9 protein-coding genes are annotated in these 17,634 nt (G+C 58.5%); 5 read left to right on the plus strand and 4 right to left on the minus strand.

Going from position 1 to position 17,634, the window contains the following annotated elements:
• Nucleotides 1-66: 66 nt before the first annotated feature.
• Complete coding sequence (gene polA, locus FKM97_RS02325) at nucleotides 67-2,979, plus strand: DNA polymerase I (RefSeq protein WP_143957514.1); 2,913 nt, start codon at nucleotides 67-69, stop codon at nucleotides 2,977-2,979.
• Nucleotides 2,980-2,995: 16 nt separating this feature from the next.
• Nucleotides 2,996-3,565: an orotate phosphoribosyltransferase gene (gene pyrE / locus FKM97_RS02330; protein ID WP_143957862.1), complete on the plus strand. Its 570-nt coding sequence runs from the start codon at nucleotides 2,996-2,998 to the stop codon at nucleotides 3,563-3,565.
• Between the two features lie 12 nt (nucleotides 3,566-3,577).
• Here the strand turns inward: pyrE and FKM97_RS02335 are convergent, their stop codons facing one another.
• From FKM97_RS02335 to FKM97_RS02345, 3 genes are all read right to left on the minus strand, one after another.
• Nucleotides 3,578-4,078 (minus strand): DUF992 domain-containing protein, encoded by a 501-nt coding sequence (locus FKM97_RS02335; protein ID WP_143957515.1) that lies wholly within the window; start codon nucleotides 4,076-4,078, stop codon nucleotides 3,578-3,580.
• Between the two features lie 17 nt (nucleotides 4,079-4,095).
• Nucleotides 4,096-5,709: a phosphoenolpyruvate carboxykinase gene (locus FKM97_RS02340; protein ID WP_143957516.1), complete on the minus strand. Its 1,614-nt coding sequence runs from the start codon at nucleotides 5,707-5,709 to the stop codon at nucleotides 4,096-4,098.
• Between the two features lie 239 nt (nucleotides 5,710-5,948).
• A complete protein-coding gene (locus tag FKM97_RS02345; protein WP_143957517.1) occupies nucleotides 5,949-6,344 on the minus strand; it encodes a carboxymuconolactone decarboxylase family protein in 396 nt (131 codons plus the stop codon).
• A 113-nt stretch (nucleotides 6,345-6,457) separates the two neighbouring features.
• Here FKM97_RS02345 and ndk point away from each other — a divergent pair, with 113 nt between their 5' ends.
• Nucleotides 6,458-6,880 carry a nucleoside-diphosphate kinase gene (ndk, locus tag FKM97_RS02350; RefSeq protein WP_143957518.1) on the plus strand — a complete coding sequence of 141 codons (423 nt, stop codon included), beginning with the start codon at nucleotides 6,458-6,460 and terminating at the stop codon, nucleotides 6,878-6,880.
• Between the two features lie 69 nt (nucleotides 6,881-6,949).
• On the opposite strand, the gene FKM97_RS02355 is transcribed toward ndk, so the two are convergent.
• Nucleotides 6,950-9,367 carry a GcvT family protein gene (locus FKM97_RS02355; RefSeq protein WP_143957519.1) on the minus strand — a complete coding sequence of 806 codons (2,418 nt, stop codon included), beginning with the start codon at nucleotides 9,365-9,367 and terminating at the stop codon, nucleotides 6,950-6,952.
• A 244-nt stretch (nucleotides 9,368-9,611) separates the two neighbouring features.
• Here FKM97_RS02355 and FKM97_RS02360 point away from each other — a divergent pair, with 244 nt between their 5' ends.
• Together FKM97_RS02360 and FKM97_RS02365 are read left to right on the plus strand one after the other, a co-directional pair.
• Nucleotides 9,612-13,025 (plus strand): hypothetical protein, encoded by a 3,414-nt coding sequence (locus tag FKM97_RS02360; protein ID WP_143957520.1) that lies wholly within the window; start codon nucleotides 9,612-9,614, stop codon nucleotides 13,023-13,025.
• Between the two features lie 189 nt (nucleotides 13,026-13,214).
• Complete coding sequence (locus FKM97_RS02365; RefSeq protein WP_143957521.1) at nucleotides 13,215-17,633, plus strand: hypothetical protein; 4,419 nt, start codon at nucleotides 13,215-13,217, stop codon at nucleotides 17,631-17,633.
• Nucleotide 17,634: the final 1 nt, after the last annotated feature.

Raw genomic sequence — 17,634 nt, forward strand, 5'->3', positions numbered from 1 at the left:
GTGTTTCCCTGGTTAATGACCTCCTTAAACTGGTATCGGCGCCGCTGAAATGGCATAGTGAGCACCATGAACACTGCTCCTTCCCTGACGACCCTCTCCCCCACGGATCGCATCTTCTTGATCGATGGTTCGGGCTATATTTTTCGCGCCTATCACGCGCTGCCACCCCTGAACCGAAAGAGCGACGGCCTCCCTACGGGCGCGGTGCTTGGCTTCTGCAACATGCTGGCCCGCTTCTTGAAGGACACGAAAAACGGTGACCAACCGACACATCTGGCTGTCGTGTTCGATTATTCCGCGCGGTCCTTCCGGAACGACATCTACAAAGATTATAAGGCCCACCGCCCCGATCTTCCCGAAGATCTGACACCGCAGTTTCCGTTGATCCGGCAAGCAGTGCGCGCCTTCAATGTGCACTGCGTGGAGATGGAAGGCTATGAAGCCGACGACATCATTGCGACCTATGCCTACCAGGCCGCCGAAGCGGGTGCCTTTGTCCGAATAGTCTCCTCCGACAAGGATCTTATGCAGCTCGTCGGCCCTCACGTGGAAATGTTCGACCCGATGCCTGGTAAGGAGAAGGTGATCGGAGAAGCTGAGGTTCTTGAAAAATTTGGGGTGCCTCCGAGCAAAGTTATCGAAGTTCAGGCACTGGCCGGCGATTCCGTCGATAACGTTCCTGGCGTTCCGGGCATCGGTATCAAGACCGGGGCGCAGCTGATCAATGAGTATGGTGATCTGGAAACGCTTCTCAGCCGTGCCGGCGAAATAAAGCAGCAAAAACGCCGCGAAAAATTGATCGAGTTCGCCGAGCAAGCAAGAATTTCGCGCCGGCTCGTGACCCTGATGCATGATGTGCCCGTGGAAGTGAAACTGGCAACACTGACTGTTCAGGAGCCAGACCCCCAGGAGCTGATCGGTTTTCTCAAGGCGATGGAGTTCACGACCCTCACCCGCCGCATGGCCTCGACATATGATGTTGTGGCAGAGGAGGTTGGCGCTGCTCCGGTGAAGGTGGAGAGTTGGTCTGGCCCTTCTGCGCCAGAGGCGGCTGCTGCGGTGTCTTCGTCGTCCGACCGGATGGCCAGTCCAGCAGAAGGGGTTGCCACGACAACGGCCGCCATCCGGGCCATTCCCTTCAATGAAGAGGAGTACAAGACCGTCCAATCCGAGGAGGACCTCTCCCTCTGGATGTCGGCAATCTACGATGCCGGCTATGTCTCGCTGAGCCTGATGACCACTTCTGCCGATACAATGCACAGTGATTTGGCAGGCATTTCGATGGCCACCCGGCCCGGCCAGGCCTGCTACATACCCTTTGGCCATCGCGCGAGCGCAGGTCTTGATTTTGGTGGACAAGACATCCGGCAGCTTTCGCAGCGGCAGGTTTTTTCGACGCTCAAACCAATGTTCGAAGATCCGTCGATCCTGAAGATCGGCCACGATCCGAAAGCGGACCTGGTCGTGCTGCATCGCCATGGCATCCATATGGGGCCGCTGGAAGATACGATGCTCATTTCCTATGCCCTCGACTCGGGCAAGACTGCCCATTCCATCGACGATCTTGCGAAGCGACATCTTGAACATGATGCGATCGCCTTGAAGGCTGTGGTCGGCACCGGCAGGACACAAGTCGCCTTCGATCTTGTTCCCCTGACGGCGGCCACCCCCTATGCGGCAGAAAGAGCGGACATCACTCTCAGGCTCTGGCTGATGCTGAAGCCCCGATTGGCCGCCGAACGCGTGGCGACGGTTTACGAGACCTTGGAAAAGCCCTTAATTCCCGTGCTCGCCGAAATGGAACGCGCGGGGATAATGGTGGATCGGCAGGTTCTCTCGCGCCTCTCGGGAGACTTCGCGCAATCGATGGCTGCTCTTGAGGCGGAGATTTTCGAGGCAGCCGGCGGCGCCTTCAATGTAGGATCGCCACAACAGCTTGGCGTCCTCCTGTTCGAGAAGATGGGCTTGCCCGGCGGAAAGAAAACCAAGACCGGCGCATGGAGCACCGGCGCCGATATTCTCGAGACATTGGCGGCTGAAGGCCATACCCTTCCCGCCCGCGTCCTGGAGTGGCGACAGCTCTCGAAGCTGAAGAGCACCTATACGGACAGTCTGCCGGGGCACATTGATGCCCAGGGACGTGTGCACACAAGTTTTGCACTGGCCTCCACGAGCACCGGGCGCCTATCCTCCCTTGAACCAAATCTGCAGAACATCCCTGTACGGACGGAGGCGGGCCGCAAGATCCGGACGGCGTTCGTCGCATCACCAGGAAACAAGCTGATATCTGCCGACTATAGCCAGATCGAGCTGCGCATCTTGGCCCATATGGCCGACATCCCGCAGCTGACGCGCGCCTTTGCCGAGGGACTGGACATCCATGCCATGACGGCATCCGAAATGTTCAACGTTCCCGTCGAAGGCATGGACCCCCAGGTCAGGCGTCGTGCCAAGGCGATCAATTTCGGCATCATCTACGGCATCTCCGCCTTTGGCCTCGCCAATCAGCTGAGTATCGGTCGCGAGGAAGCAAGCGACTATATAAAGCGATACTTTCTGCGGTTCCCCGGCATCCGCGATTACATGGAAGCGACGAAGGAATATTGCCGACGCACCGGGTTCGTGGAGACGATCTTCGGCCGCCGCTGTCACTTTCCCGGCATCAACATGAAACACCCCACGGAACGCGCCTTCAGTGAGCGCGCCGCCATTAACGCACCGATCCAAGGCTCCGCCGCCGATATCATCCGCCGCGCGATGATCCGGATCCCTGACGCATTGAACAAAGCCGAATTGCCGACGCGGATGCTCCTTCAGGTGCACGACGAGCTGATTTTCGAAGCGCCGACGGAGAATGTCGAGGAAACTATTGCACTCGTGGTGGGCATCATGGAGAAAGCCGCGGAGCCGGCCGCCCATCTCAAGGTTCCTCTTCAAGTTGATGCGCGGGCGGCGGACAATTGGGAAGCGGCGCACTGAGGAGTGGGGCATGTTGATGCGCGAGGACGCAAGGCGAGTGCGCCTGATGGAGATTATTCGGGAACGCTCGTTCAAGGATAATGTGGAGATCACGCTGGCATCCGGCCGCAAGAGCAACTTTTACTTCAACATGAAGCCCACCATGCTTCATCCAGAGGGTGCTGGTTTGCTGGCCGAACTGGTGCTTGACGCGCTCGTCGAGGCAAAGCCCGACTTCATTGGTGGTCTTGAGATGGGGGCGGTGCCGATCGTCTCTTGGACAACCGCGGCGAGCTTCCTGCGAGGGGCACCGGTAAGCGCCTTCTTCGTGAGGAAGAAGGCGAAGGACCATGGAGCGAAACTGCTCGTGGAAGGTTTGGCACCCGGCGAAACACTCCAGGGGAAGCGTGTCGTCATCGTCGAAGACGTGACGACGACCGGAGAATCAGCCCTGAAGGCGGTAGAAGCCGTGCGCGAGGCGGGCGGCCAGATCATGCGCGTCGTGACACTGATCGATCGCCAGGAAGGAGCGCAGGAGACGATGAAGGCAGCCGAACTGCCTTTCACCGCGATCTTCAAAGCCGCCGAGTTCAGGACCAAGGCCTGAATCGATCGTCGATCACCTTACGAGCGCGAGATCCATTGTTGCCGCGCCAACGGCCGCATTGAAGCCGCCGACCTGCTCTTGCATCGCGAGGGGGAGAAGGCTGACCGACTGGTCTCCCTCCCGCATGAAGATGTTGGCTCCTGAGCCGACACCGATCGTAGCCTCAACGGTGAAGCCTCTATAGCTCCCCGACAGCGCGCCCCGCGAGATACGGTTTCGATGGGCCATCACGGTCCAGGAGATCGACGTGTCGCCGATCACGCCGACCTCGATGCCGTATTTTCGAAGCATCCCATCATAGGTCTGGCGACGCCCTCGGCCGTCGGGAACGTAAACGCAGCGAATTTGACGGGAGGAGCCAAAATGCAAAGCGACGTCGGGTCCCATCACTTTGCAGTTCAGGAGACCTACCGCTTTCGCTGCCGGCGCCGACTGTGCAACCGGCATGTTCGCGACCGAGACAAACGACAACACTGTGCAAAGCGGCAAAGCCACCTTCCAAAAAACGCCCATCACCTCTTCCCCTCGCGTTACTCGGCTGCCTCCTTCAACACCGGTGCGGCCGCACGGACCTCCGGATCAACATGCGCCTCGAATCGCTCGAAGTTCCGATTGAACATTTCTACGAGACGTCTGGCTTGCGCATCATAGGCTTTTTTGTCCGGCCACGTGTCGCGAGGAGAAAGGAGGCTCCCATCGACGCCCGGTACGGAAATCGGCACCTCGAAACCGAAATTCGGATCAACCCGAAACTCTGCATTTTCCAGGCTCCCGTCAAGAGCTGCGTTTAGCAGCGCCCGAGTGGCCGCGATTGGCATCCGCTTGCCCACGCCGTACTTGCCTCCGGTCCAGCCGGTATTGACGAGCCAGCATGAGGCACCATGCTGTGCAATGAGATCTCGGAGAAGGTTACCATACTCGCTGGGGTGACGCGGCATGAAGGGCGCACCAAAACAGGCGGAGAAAGTCGCCTCTGGCTCAGTCACACCCTTTTCCGTTCCGGCGACTTTCGCGGTGTAGCCGGAAAGGAAATGGTACATCGCCTGGCTGGGTGATAGCCGCGCGATCGGCGGCATGACGCCGAACGCATCGGCGGTCAGCATGATCACGTTGCGCGGATGTGGCGCAAGGCCGGTTTCGCTCGCATTGGGAATCGCATGCAGAGGATAGGCGGAACGGGTATTTTCGGTCTTCGAGCCATCCGTGAGATCGAGCTCCCGCGTAACGGGGTCCATGCCGACATTCTCGAGCACGGTTCCCCACTGCCGGGTCGTCGCATAGATTTCAGGCTCGGCCGTCGCCGACAGATTGATCACCTTGGCATAGCAGCCACCCTCGAAATTGAAGAGGCCGGACTCAGACCAGCCATGCTCGTCGTCCCCCACGAGAGTCCTGCTGCTATCGGCTGACAGCGTCGTTTTCCCGGTGCCCGATAACCCGAAGAAGATCGCTGCATCACCATCGGGCCCGACATTGGCCGAACAATGCATGGGCATGACGCCCGCGGCCGGCAGAAGGTAATTCAGGGCCGTGAAAACGGACTTTTTCATCTCCCCGGCATAGGAGGTGCCGCCGATAAGCACGAGGCCGCGCTTGAAATCGACAGCGATCACCGTCTCGGAGCGTACCCCATGCCGCTCGGGATCGGCACGAAAGCTTGGCAGGTCGATGATCGTCAGTTTTGGCTGAAACGTTGCGAGGTCGGAGGCCGGCGGCACGATGAGCAAATGCTGGATGAACAAGGCATGCCAAGCACACTCGCAGAACAGACGCGTCGGCAGGCGGTGGGCAGGATCCGCACCTCCGTAGAGGTCCTGCGCAAAGAGCTCCTTGCCCTCGGCATGCGCCAGGAAATCCTTGTACAGTTGATTGAAATGCTGCGGGGAAAGCGGCTTGTTGTTTTCCCACCAGATATTGTCCTCGGTGGTCTCGTCGCGGACGACGAATTTGTCTTTCGGAGACCGTCCCGTATGCTGACCCGTTGAGACGACGAACGCGCCTCCTTGGGCGATCAAGCCTTCCCCACGTCGGGATGCGGTTTCGTAGAGCTCCGCCGCCGTCTGGTTCCAATGCACCTTTGCGAGAGCCCGGAAACCGGTCGCCTCCGCCCCCAAGGCATGATTATACCGCCCGCATTGTTTCACAAGTCTCTCCTGGCCGTTCCGTGCCGATTCTCGGCAATATCATCGATAGTGCTAAGGGCTTTTGCCATTGCTTAAAACAAGGTCCTCATGCGATGCGGCAGACAGCCACAGCGCATCCAGATGGATTAGAAACCGAGATTTAGGCCGCGCTGCGGCGACGGTTTCCAGGACACTATGCGACTTTAGGCAAATATACCAAATTCGACAATGGCCGAAGCGGCTCCACCCGTGCGCGATATTCACTCGGGTACCCGGAGCCCTGCATCGACGGGGACCCGATAGGCTTCCGCCAGCTTATTGGTCATGTTGGCAATGCCGACGATCGCAAACAGCTCATTCATCATCTCTTCGGTGGCACCTTTTTTCCGCGCTGCGGCGCCATGGCTCGCCATGCAGTACTCACAGCTGTTGGTCACGGAAACGGCCACGTAGATCAACTCTTTGACCAGCGGGTCCAAGTGCCCTCCCGGTCCCATGATGTCCTTGATGGACGACCAGACATGCGAGAGCATGCGCGGCTCATTGGCCAGGTATTTCCAGAAATTGTTGACGTCCGGAACGTTCCTCGAATTTTTGATATCATCAAAGATGGCTCGAACCTCGGCAGTCGCGTCCGCATACTCGATAGGCTGCATTCTCTCGCTCCATGCTGCAGAGACCGCCCTTGTGCTTGATGCAGGAGAGGTCCGCCGCTATAACCCCGCGCGACTTTAGGATCTCAAAACTCGCATTCCAAGGGGACGAACGTATGGCGCTGGAGCGCACCTTTTCGATTATCAAGCCGGATGCTACGGCACGTAATCTCACCGGCAAGGTCATTGCCAAGCTTGAAGACGCGGGGCTGCGTGTCGTTGCGCAAAAACGCGTGAAGTGGAGCAAGGCAGACGCGGAAAAATTCTACGCCGTCCACAGCGCCCGTCCATTCTACAATGATCTCGTCGCTTTCATGACGTCGGGCCCGATTGTTCTCCAGGTGCTCGAGGGCGAAAATGCTATCGCCAAGAACCGTGAGGTCATGGGCGCGACGGATCCGGCAAAGGCCGATTCCGGGACGATCCGGAAGGAGTTCGCCGAGAACATCGAGCGGAACTCTGTCCATGGTTCCGATAGCGCCGAGAATGCCGCAGCGGAAATCGCCCTGTGCTTTCGACTGGAAGAAATCGTGGGCTGACACCCCGAAATGAATGAAAAGCCGCCTGAGGGCGGCTTTTTTATTTGTGTCAAAACACTCGATGGCCACTTAGGCCCGCAACCGATCGTTGCCCGGATCATACACGGGAGCGGATTCGAGAAAGGCTTTGCGGCGGCTGCCGAGGATCTCGACTTCGAAGGCGTCCCGTGAGCCGACAAGCTCAGGCTTCACATAACCGAAGGCGAGGCTCTTCTCGGTCGCGTATCCATAGCCGCCGGACGTGGTGACGCCGACAAGCCGGCCATCGGCAAAGATGGGTTCATTGCCCAAAACTTCGGCGTCGCCATCTTCAAGAGAAAAATAGACGAGCGAGATCCGTGGCCCCTGTTGCTTGGCGTTCAGGGTGGCTGCCTTGCCGACGAAGTCGTCCTTGTCCAACCTGACGAAACGCTCCATGTCGGCTTCGATGAGATTGACTTCATTTGTCATCTCCGACCCCCAGCCGCGATAGGCCTTCTCGACTCGCAGGGCATTCATCGCATAGGCACCGAAATCTACGATGCCCTCGCTCGCCCCTTCCCTCATCAAGGCGTCGTAAACCTTGACCAGCCCCTCCATCGGCATGTGCAGCTCCCAGCCGAGCTCGCCGACATAATTCACTCGCAGCGCCCGCGTCCTGACCCCTGCCACATCGATCTCCTGGCCCGTCAGCCAACGGAAAGCGCCGTTGGAGAGATCCGTTGACGTGAGCTTCGAGAGGATAGCGCGAGAGCGGGGTCCAGCCAGAACGAGCACCCCGAATGCTTCGGTGACATCCCGGATCTCGACTTGCTCGCTGTGCTCCTGGCGCTGCGTCAGCATATCGAGATCGCGAAATTCGGCTGCAGCAGCAGAGAGAAGATAGAAACGGTCCATTGCGAGCCGCGTCACGGTCAATTCCCCCTCGATCCGACCGTTCTCGGTCAGCCACTGCGTCAACACGATGCCGCCCACCTTGGCGGGCATCCGATTAGCCAACACACGATTGAGGAAGGACTCTGCATGAGTGCCGGAAACCTCGAACTTCGAAAAACTCGACATGTCCATGACGCCGACGCCCTCACGGACGCCCATTGCCTCAGCCCCGACAGCCTCAAAACTGTTGTTGCGGCGAAAACTGTAAGTCTCGCCGTCCCCCGCTTTGTCGAACCAGCGCGGCCTCTCCCATCCTGCGACCTCCATATACTGAGCCCCCTTGGCCTTGAGCTTCTCGTACAGCGGGGAGGTACGCTTGGGTCGCCCGTCGTGACGATACTCGCCGGGGGCGAGAAGCGCATACATGTTCTGATAGTCGTCGATGGACTTTGCCCGGCAATATTCGCCCCCTGCCCAATTCCCATAGCGTCTGGGATCGACGGGTCCCATGTTGATCTCGGCCGCTCCATGGACCATCCATTGCGCAAGATATTTTCCCGCTCCCGCGCCCTGGCAGATCCCGAAAGATGCCCCGCAAGCCATCCAGTAGTTTCGCAGCCCCGGTGCTGGGCCAAGAAGCAAATTGCCGTCCGGCGTATGTGTGATGGCGCCGGGAACAACGCGACGGATACCCGCTTCGGCGAAGATGGGGAGCCGTTCCGCAGCTTTTTCCAGCCATGGGACTAGTCGATCGAGCTCTGGAGGGAGGAGCTCACTTTCAAAATCCCAGGAAATTCCATCCTTGAAGCAGTCGGTCGCGCCCTCTTGCTCGTAGATGCCGACGACCAGCCCCTTCTGCTCCTGGCGAAGATAACCGGAGAGGTACGGATCTCGGACGACCGGCAGTTCCTTGCTCAAAGCCTCGATCTGCGGCAGGGGATCAGTGACGATGTAGTGATGCAACATGTTGGTGATCGGTACCGTCAGGCCGTTCCAGGCCCCCACGATGTCCGCGTACGATCCTGCGGCATTGACCACATGCTGACAAACGATGGTGCCCTTCTCCGTGATAACTTCCCACTCACCATTTGCGAGCGGACGGACATCGGTGACTCTGGTTCGGCGGTATATCTCCGCACCCAGATCCCGTGCACCCTTGGCCATTGCATTCGTGACACCTGACGGATCGACATGGCCGTCCGTGATGGTCAACGCGCCGAGTTTCACACCGAAGGTCTCGAGATAGGGATGATGTTCCCGAATTTCGTCAGGCCCGATGAGATGCATCTCGAAGCCCACTAATTTCGAGATTCCATGCACATATTTGAACCAGTTGACTTCCTCATCTGTCGTCGCGAGGCGAATGCCGCCGCAACCGTGCCAGGTCGCGGAGACACCGGTCAGTTCCTCGAGCTTGGGGTAGAGCTGGGTTCCGTAATTGTTGATGTGCGCGATGGACAGGGAGCCAACGAATTGGGGGCACTGGCCGGCTGCATGCCACGTCGAGCCGGAGGTGAGCTCGCCCTTCTCAATGAGTGCGATATCGGTCCAGCCTTCCAGGGCCAAATGGTAGAGCAGACCAGCGCCCATCGCTCCACCACCGATGATGACCACCCGAGCATGTGACTTCATAACGAACCTCCGCGCTGATGGCGGGCACTAGAACCCAGCCCCTCGGCAGGCGTCCAGCTTTTTCCAATCATGACGCCGAATCTGCACGGACGGAGAAGACTTGGGTCCAAATTTGGATAAGCCCTAATCGGCGCTTGAAGTAACCGCCGCACTCCGGGCGGAATGCAGCCGAAGTCCCACCACAAATGATTGCAGCATGAGATCCGCTCGCGTGCTGCAATTTCCTGTTGAGAGGATGAGTTGGATGCCAGAAACTGTAAACTCGGCCTCTAGGACTTCGATCCCTGCCGCCGTGTCACAGACCCTGAGGAGTTGGAAGGGACCAGACCGGGCCTCCTATCGCTTTGAGATGGGTGAAAATGGCCAAGGGAGGGGAGAGGGTGACTGGCCGGATGTTGTTGGCCAAAAACTGTCTGCGGCGCAGATCGTTTTGGGAGTGTGCAAGGAAGATGCGGTAAATGCCGGTGTAGAGCCCCTTGCCTTTGGCTCCCGTCTTGCGGCGTCCGGCCAACCTGCGGCAATGGTCTACTCGTCTCTGACCAAAGATGTGCAGCGCGTGATCGACAAAGCGGCGTTGATTTATGCGGGCCGCAGTCACCTAGAGCTTTCTCCTTCAACCAATGATCTGGCCTCCTTGCGGGAGTCCCTGTTGCATGCACTGGAGCGCGAATGGCAGAAAAGCCAGATGTTCCTCCCTCCTTCGCAACCTGGCGAAGGCGATGAGCCTGCCTTCAACGGCTTCACCTTTGTCAATGCGGCTGGGAGCTCCTTCCAGGATCTCTTGTCTGCGCCGAGCGTGATGCACATACCGGGAATGGCCGAGCTGTCCCAAACCCAGCGATCAGCATTAATTGCCGAACGATTGGGTGAACTCGGCATAAACGAGAGCTACAAGGTTGGAACCATTGAGTTCACGCTGGCCAGCGTAGTCACGCTGACGAACCGCGCCCTCGGTCAAGACGTTCCGGAAAACCTTGGCACAAGATCCGAGCTGCTGATGCAGTTCCAGCATTTGGTCGAGCAATGGCAAGCTGCCCCTGAGGCGACGATCAATCCATTTGTCTTCGCAGCGATTCACTTAGCGAAATCCAGCGGGGATAATTTGCTGGGAGCCAACTGGAAGGAGAAATGCGCCGCCGCAGCTACATATTTCGGGGAGCGCTGGCTGGCTAATTTCGGAGCGCCGCCATCTCACTTCGATCGTGTCGAGCAAGCCTATTCAATCATGGAGCGAGAGTCTGGATGGGACGATATAGATCTCGAATATGAGAAGGTGGGGTTCTCTGAGAGCTATGCTTGGTTCCTGACCGAGACCAAGTACATGACCCCCATCGAGCGGTTTCTCTACCTTGCCGACATGCCTGGACCGCTGGGCAAGAAAATGGTGCTCAAATGCGAACATGATGTGAAGCATCGGTCGCATGTTCTCGATCCACAGCAACTTCTCCAGCGAGCCGAGGAAGACCATAACAAGATGGTCGCGGCGCACCCTTGGATCGTGGCTCGCGCCAAAGAGAACTTGCGCCTCTCGGGCCAATCGACGTCAGAGACCGCGGTCGATTCTGAAATGAGCCGGATTGTTGGCCAGCTCGAGGCGGAAACCGAAAGCCATCGTCACCTCGTATCAGGGCTCAATTTTGTAAAGGACTGGTACATCAGCCAGATTCCAATAGTCGGGGGAATATACAACGTCGAAGAGGGAATTCGCCACGGCAACATCAAGCAGATCATTGGCGGAGGTCTGGCGCTGTCACTGGAAGTCGGGGGGATGATGGTCGTCGGGTTGCGGGGCGGCGCAGTGGCGGGGGCTGAACTCAGTCCTCATATCTCCCCTCAGGCCGGCGCCAGCAGCGCGATGGCTCATGTCGTATCGGAGCTGAACATTCCGCGCAGCGAATTGCTTGTGGAGACTGCTCCAGCTCGACTGCCTCCCGTGATCGGCAACGCAGCGCCGCTTGGCATCGAGCTCGCCGGAGTCGACGAGATATTCTCTGAGGTTCCCCCACGCTTCAGCGGCATGCAGCCAGGTGAAAAGATCACCTACATCCACGAGATGAGTGGTCAGCAGCTTGTCGTCACCCGCGTCGAATCCACCGGTGAGACGATTGCTCTGTCTCCTGTCAGCGGCCAGCAGGGGACCTTTCATTTAGCCGATTGGGTGACCGGTGAAGCGGTCAAGAACGGGGAGCTCAACCCCTATCACATGGACCCAAAAACCGGACGTATAGAACCTTCCGGTCGCCTGTGCGGAGGTGGCATCGGTTGTTCGAAGCCATCGCGAGGCCGCACGTCGACCGACGCCGAAATGGAGGATCCACTTCTGCCAAGTGTACAAGTTGTCGAAACGATCCGCGACCAACCCCCTCCGATCGATCCAACGCAGGTTCAGATCCATGAAGGCGCGTCTTCGGGATGGAGGTTGGAGACCGAAGCGGCTGAAGGGCCCAAGCAAATCAGGATCGATGTGGCATCCGAACTGACGGAATCGACTTCCATTGGTCTCCCCTCGCCCTCGGACCTCAACAGCGGCGACTGGTCCGCGAGAAGCCCTCAAGCACTAATCGACAGCCACCGAGGTGTAACCAGGGCCGAAATTCACGCCGGACCCGAATTCCAGGACGCTGGGGCCATTTCCTCCAAACCTGCTATGCCGATCGAAAGCCGCCTTGCGGATCTGCCTTCCAAGTCTGCCGATGTCTTTGTCCAAGTTCCCACTCAGGAAGGCCATCCCACTGCTTTTTGGGATGCCTATCCAAATCTGGACCGGATCCCATCCGATTGGGGCCAGGTGTCGGAGCCGGTGAATTCCGAGGCATTTGCCCGGGGACCCTCGCTGCCCAATCTTAGAAGCCAAGGTCAGTATGTAACGGACGGCGTAGCGGGACAGGCCATCGCCTATGATGGAGAGTATTGGACCGTCATCGGGGGTGACAATCCGGGTCAGCGCGCGGCACGGACCGAGATTGCTGTGACGGCCTGGAATGACCAGTATTCCTCCTATCATATCGGCCACGCGACGGCGTGGGATTTGGGAGATGGCGCTTTTGCAATGCGCACACCCGCCATTCCCTTTCGGGAGGGTTACGCGAAGTCTCTAGACATTCCTCGCGGGACTTATGGCCGCCCTCTGGTGACCACCGTCGACGAAATCTCGTCGAGTGAGGTGATCCCACCACCACTTGAACATTTCAGGAATGAAATGGGAGACCGAGCCGTGGTGATGGCAGGCGGGAAATGGGTCGGCCAGGAAACGAATGAACCGATCTACTGGTACAAGGGCCGGTACTGGACGTTCCAAGAGGGCGAAACGCTGCAGTCTCGCTATGATGCGGCAAAAGCCTTTGTCCAGAATTGGAATGCGGCCTTTTCCAAGAGCAGCGGACAATATGCAAGCGTCAAAATTCTACCGGAAGATGAAGCCGTGGCAGTTCTGACGGTCGGCTTGCCCCCTCACGCTGCCGACATCAAATCTTCCGGCATGCCTTCGCCTGCAACCATCGGCGAATCCACAGCTCAATTAGGACGCCCTGCGGCTCAGGAAAGAGCGGAAGTGGAGGCGACGGCTACCGTCTCGAGAGCGTCGATTTCAGTGGAGGAGCAAAGCCGGGAAGTTACGGATGTCCCTCGAGCCGACGAGCTCGAAAACTGGATCATGTGAGGTGGGTTCTCACTGAGGTGCGCCTTACACTTTGCAAGATATCAGCCGTTTTCCCCGCGGTGGCTCGCTCGGAAAATGGCCCTGGCGAGGCCGACGGTCCGATCAAGGCCCTGTTCTGACCAGCCCATCGACCTAATTCCCTGCTGCATGGTGGTTTTCGAGCGTCAGTCTTCTCCAGAAGGACCATGCATGACTTCGATCGATCCCTCATCAGACATCGACACCAAGGAAGCGCCGAACCGCATTTCCCGGCATTTTCCATTTCGCGATTTGGAACAGCAACTGAACTGGATCGACTGGGAAAGGGCTGGTGCTCGAAAATTTTCAGCGTTGGAGGCACTGACCGCCATTGGTACTCATGATGGCGACCACACCTTTGACCTAAAAGCGATTGCTGCCCGTCTGGCAACGCCGGGCGTCGTACGTTCGGACGTTTACAACTCGCTTACTGACAGCGATCGCGGCTTGATCGACAAGGCTACGGTTCTCTTCTCTGGAAGGGCCCCTGCTGATCTTTGGACGATCAACACCGTTCCTGCCGTGGTCGAAGCCCAACTCGGGAAGATGAGATGGGAGTTCCTCGGGACTCTCGCCCGAGATTGGCAAAAATCGGAGATTTTCTCAGATCCAGGGAGTCAGAGGTCTGACGCAGCCATATACTTCGACGGACTGACGCTCGTTCATGCCACAGGAAAATCCCTGGATGAATTGGCCAAGGACCCCGCCGTTCTGGCTGTGGCTGGCCTCGATCGTATGAATATTGCCGACCGGCGCACCCTTCTGTCGGAAAGGCTGGATGAGTTAGGCCTCAGCGCGGACTTCACTGTTGGCTCCATGGAGTTCAGCCTTGCAGCCACGGTTAAAACGCTGCACCGCGCCATGGGTGATCCGGTACCCGCTGGGCTGGACGATAAGGCGACGGTGGTCAGAGAGTTCTGCAAGCTGGTCGACAAGCACCGCGCAGACCCCGAATCTGTGATGAACCCGGTCATGTTCGCCGGAATCCACTTGAAGGAGACCGCAGGTGCCAAAGTCGACCTCGACCCCTCGTTCGAAGGAGAGCCATGGCGACAGAACGCCGTTGCTGCCGCGACCTACTTTGCGGAACGGTGGAATGGGAATTATGGGACACCGCCCGCCCTCTTCGACCGGGTTCAAGGTGCCTATCGAGCCATATTCCGCGAAACCGGCTGGGATGATGATGATCTGGATGAAAAGCACTGGGTGAACATGACCCACGGCTTTGGTCTCCCCGAGATCAGGCGCATGAGTTATCTTGAAGAATTCTTCGAACTTGCTGACAAACCCGGCGTAACGGGCAAGCAAATGTCTTTGAAGTGTCTGCACTCCGAAAAGCTCGGGCATCGGACACACACAATCGATCCGCAGAAGCTGTTGCAATCCGCAGAAGAACAATACAATGCAAGGCTTGCGCAAGACCCCTGGTTCCGAGCCTACGTCAAGGAACAACTGATCCGCGCCGGTAAGGAGATTACTGAGCAGGACATTGCGGCCGGCGAAGCGAAACTGGTGCAGGATTTTCGCACCGAGACCGAGGCGCATCGGCATCTCGTTCAAGGACTGGAAGTGCTGCGGGACTGGATGATCAGCCAGATCCCGGTCGCCGGAAACATCTACAATATTGTTCAGGGCATACGGCACCACAGCATAAAGCAGATCATAGGCGGCGGAATCGGCCTGACGATTGAAGGCGTCGGCATCGGTGCCGGGCTTACGCGCGGCGGGGGTGCGTCTGGACTTGAGGCGGTGTCGGAGGCGGGCGGGCGCGCAAGCATCGGACATTCCTTAGAGAGACTCGGCGTCTCGAGAAGCGAATTCGAAGCTCCGCGAGGACCTTCGCCGATCTCGATCTTGGGACGGGCAGATCCTCACCAAATAAGCCTGGCGGCGGATGAGGTCTTTTCGGATATGCCTGCCCGGTTTCAGAGGTTGGAACCGGGGGAAGTCGCCAGATACACCCACCCGGAAACAGGCGAGCACCTGACGATTGCACGACTGGAGGGGGCCGACGAACCACTGGCGTTGAAGCCCGTAACCGGCCGGAAGGATGCGTATCAGAGAGTCGATTGGACCACCGGAGAACCGATGCCAGGCGCCGAGATGGGCACCCTCTGGTTGGACCCAGGGACCGGGAAGCTGCGAACCGGTGGAGGCCTTAAGGGCGGCGCCGGAGGTGATGCGCCGGGAGAAGCTCAAGCCGGGCCTGAATCGAGTTCCTCAACACAGGCGCAAGCATCACATGCCCCCGCAGATGCGCAGAGCGGTACCGCCGTCGTCGAGATACACGCTGCGCCCGCAGAGGTCGGCGGAGCAACAGCTGAGGCAACGCCTCCAGAGATCGGCATCCGGCTGCGGAACCTCGAGGAGCGGGCAAAGACGACGCTTTATCACGTCCAGATCGACGGAAGAGACACGGTGTTCTGGGATGATTGCCCACATCTGTCTCGCACCCCAGACGGTTGGTTCGATCCTCCAGGCAGCGGCAGCCTAACCGCCCGGCTTCCTATCGGTCCGGACTTGGCGTTCTTCAAGAACGAGGCCACCAATATGGGTGGAACCGGCAGCGTTTACGCCTATGATGGCGACTACTGGACCATTCCGAACGGCCATACGCCTGCTCAGCGTGCCATGAGGGTTCATCTGGCTGTCGCTGATTGGAATGAGCAGTATGGCGGATACCGCTTCGGCGAAGCCACCGCCTGGAATCTCGGCGACGGTCATTTTGCCATGCGAGTACCGGCCATCCCCTTTCCCGACGGAATGGCGAGACTGCTGTCCGAGCCAAAAGGGGAGTACGCCGCCCCTCCACCCACCGCACGCGCCGCCGAGCCGGTAGCTCCTCCAGATCTCAACAATCGTGCCTACGAGGCAAGCGACCGCGCCGTAGTCAAGGCTGGCGGCCATTCCCTCGATGGAGAGGATGGCGGCGTATACTGGTATCGAAGCCGATACTGGACATTTCAAGATGGTGAAACTGTCCAACAGAGGGTCGGCAACGGAATGGCCGCGGTCGAGCGCTGGAACAGCGCCTATTCTTCGCACACCGGCAAATATGCGGGCTTGAGGATCCTTCCGCAGGACGAATCTGTGGCCGTCGTCACTCCGGGGTTATCACCCGTCGAGCGTCAGGCAGTCTCGCGGGCGGGCATCGAGACGCACGTCGAGATGCAGGAGGCGGGGCCGACGGGCCAGGCAGAAGGTTTGGCCAGCAACCTCGGCTCGCAAGCCGAGGCGATGCGATGGCAGGAGGAATACCGCACAACAGGCAGAACGATCGACCTCAATCCCCGACATGCTCGGGAATTCACAACCTATGTGCAGGGCGACGATTTCTTCACGACTGTCAAAAGGGGATCGGCGGCGGACAAATACGCAAAGGCCGTTGCCTATGCTCAGACATGGAACAAGGCTCATGCCGCTGAGGCTGGGAGATTTGCAATCGTTCACTTTCGGCCGGACACCAAGGAGGTCTGGATCCAGACGCCAAGGCTATTGTCCAGTCATGTTCAGCCCGAAGCCGGCGCAGGGACAGGGGCAGGACAGTTCAGCGCTGGCCACCCAGAAATCAGCCCCGCAGAGCCACCGGAAAGTTCCGGCATGCCTCCCAGGTTCCAGAACGTCGAGCCAGGCGAACAGCGTCCCTATGAACATCCCGCATCGGGCGAGACCTACACGGTCACGCGCATAAAGAGCACCGACGAGGTTGTTTTGCTGCGACCTGTCTCCGGACGCCCCGGCGTTTTTCAGGCTGTCTCATGGGAGACCGGGCTCACGGGTGGTCGCTTTTCCGATCGACCTTACCAGCTCTATTATTTGGACAGGGGTACCGGCCTGATTGAGCCTGGAGCCGGCCTCTTTGGGGGGAGTAGAAAAGGATCTCTCGGACGCGATGTCTCCTCAGAAACCGACAGTGATGGCGATGCGACACAGCCTACCACTCCAACCTCAGCTGGCTCAGACAGCGCGCCCCCTCCACCCCCGGCGGCACGAACCGTCGACTTGGAAGTGGCCGCCTCAAGCCAAACCTCTTCGGGACGTCTGTTCTCCACCGACAGTGGACCTGAGATCACGATCGAGACTCCGCGCGGCAGCCGTCAATATCTGGTGGAACAGAGGTTTCAAACAAAGTCCAAGATCATAGAGCTAAGCCACAATGGCGAGATCATCCGGGGGTTGGATGACTATCCGGAGCTTGATTCCTTGCCGCCGGAATGGGCGAAGGCGCCCGAAGTCGATCTCACTCAACTGGATTCGCCGCTGCCTGGACTGCGCCGGGAAGCTCTCAGTGTCGATGGCGTGAGCGTAGGCCGAAAACTAATGGGTGAAACCTTCGTCTATGAGGGCGAGTACTGGTCCATAGTCGAAGGAAACACATTGGTTCAGAAAATCACCCGTGCTGAGGCGGCAGTCCAACGTTGGAACGACCAATATTCAAAGTATGGCTTCGGGAAGGCAACTGTTGAGGGTCTTCAAGACAACGAAATTGCCATTAGAGTCCCTGCAATCCCGATGAGAGACGGTTTCGCAAAGGATCTAAGTCTACCGAAAGGTAAGTTTCAGGATATAGAAAATCCTTCCGTCGCCTAAT

Origin of the sequence: Rhodoligotrophos appendicifer (assembly GCF_007474605.1) — a bacterium.
Classification (GTDB): Bacteria; Pseudomonadota; Alphaproteobacteria; order Rhizobiales; family Im1; genus Rhodoligotrophos; species Rhodoligotrophos appendicifer.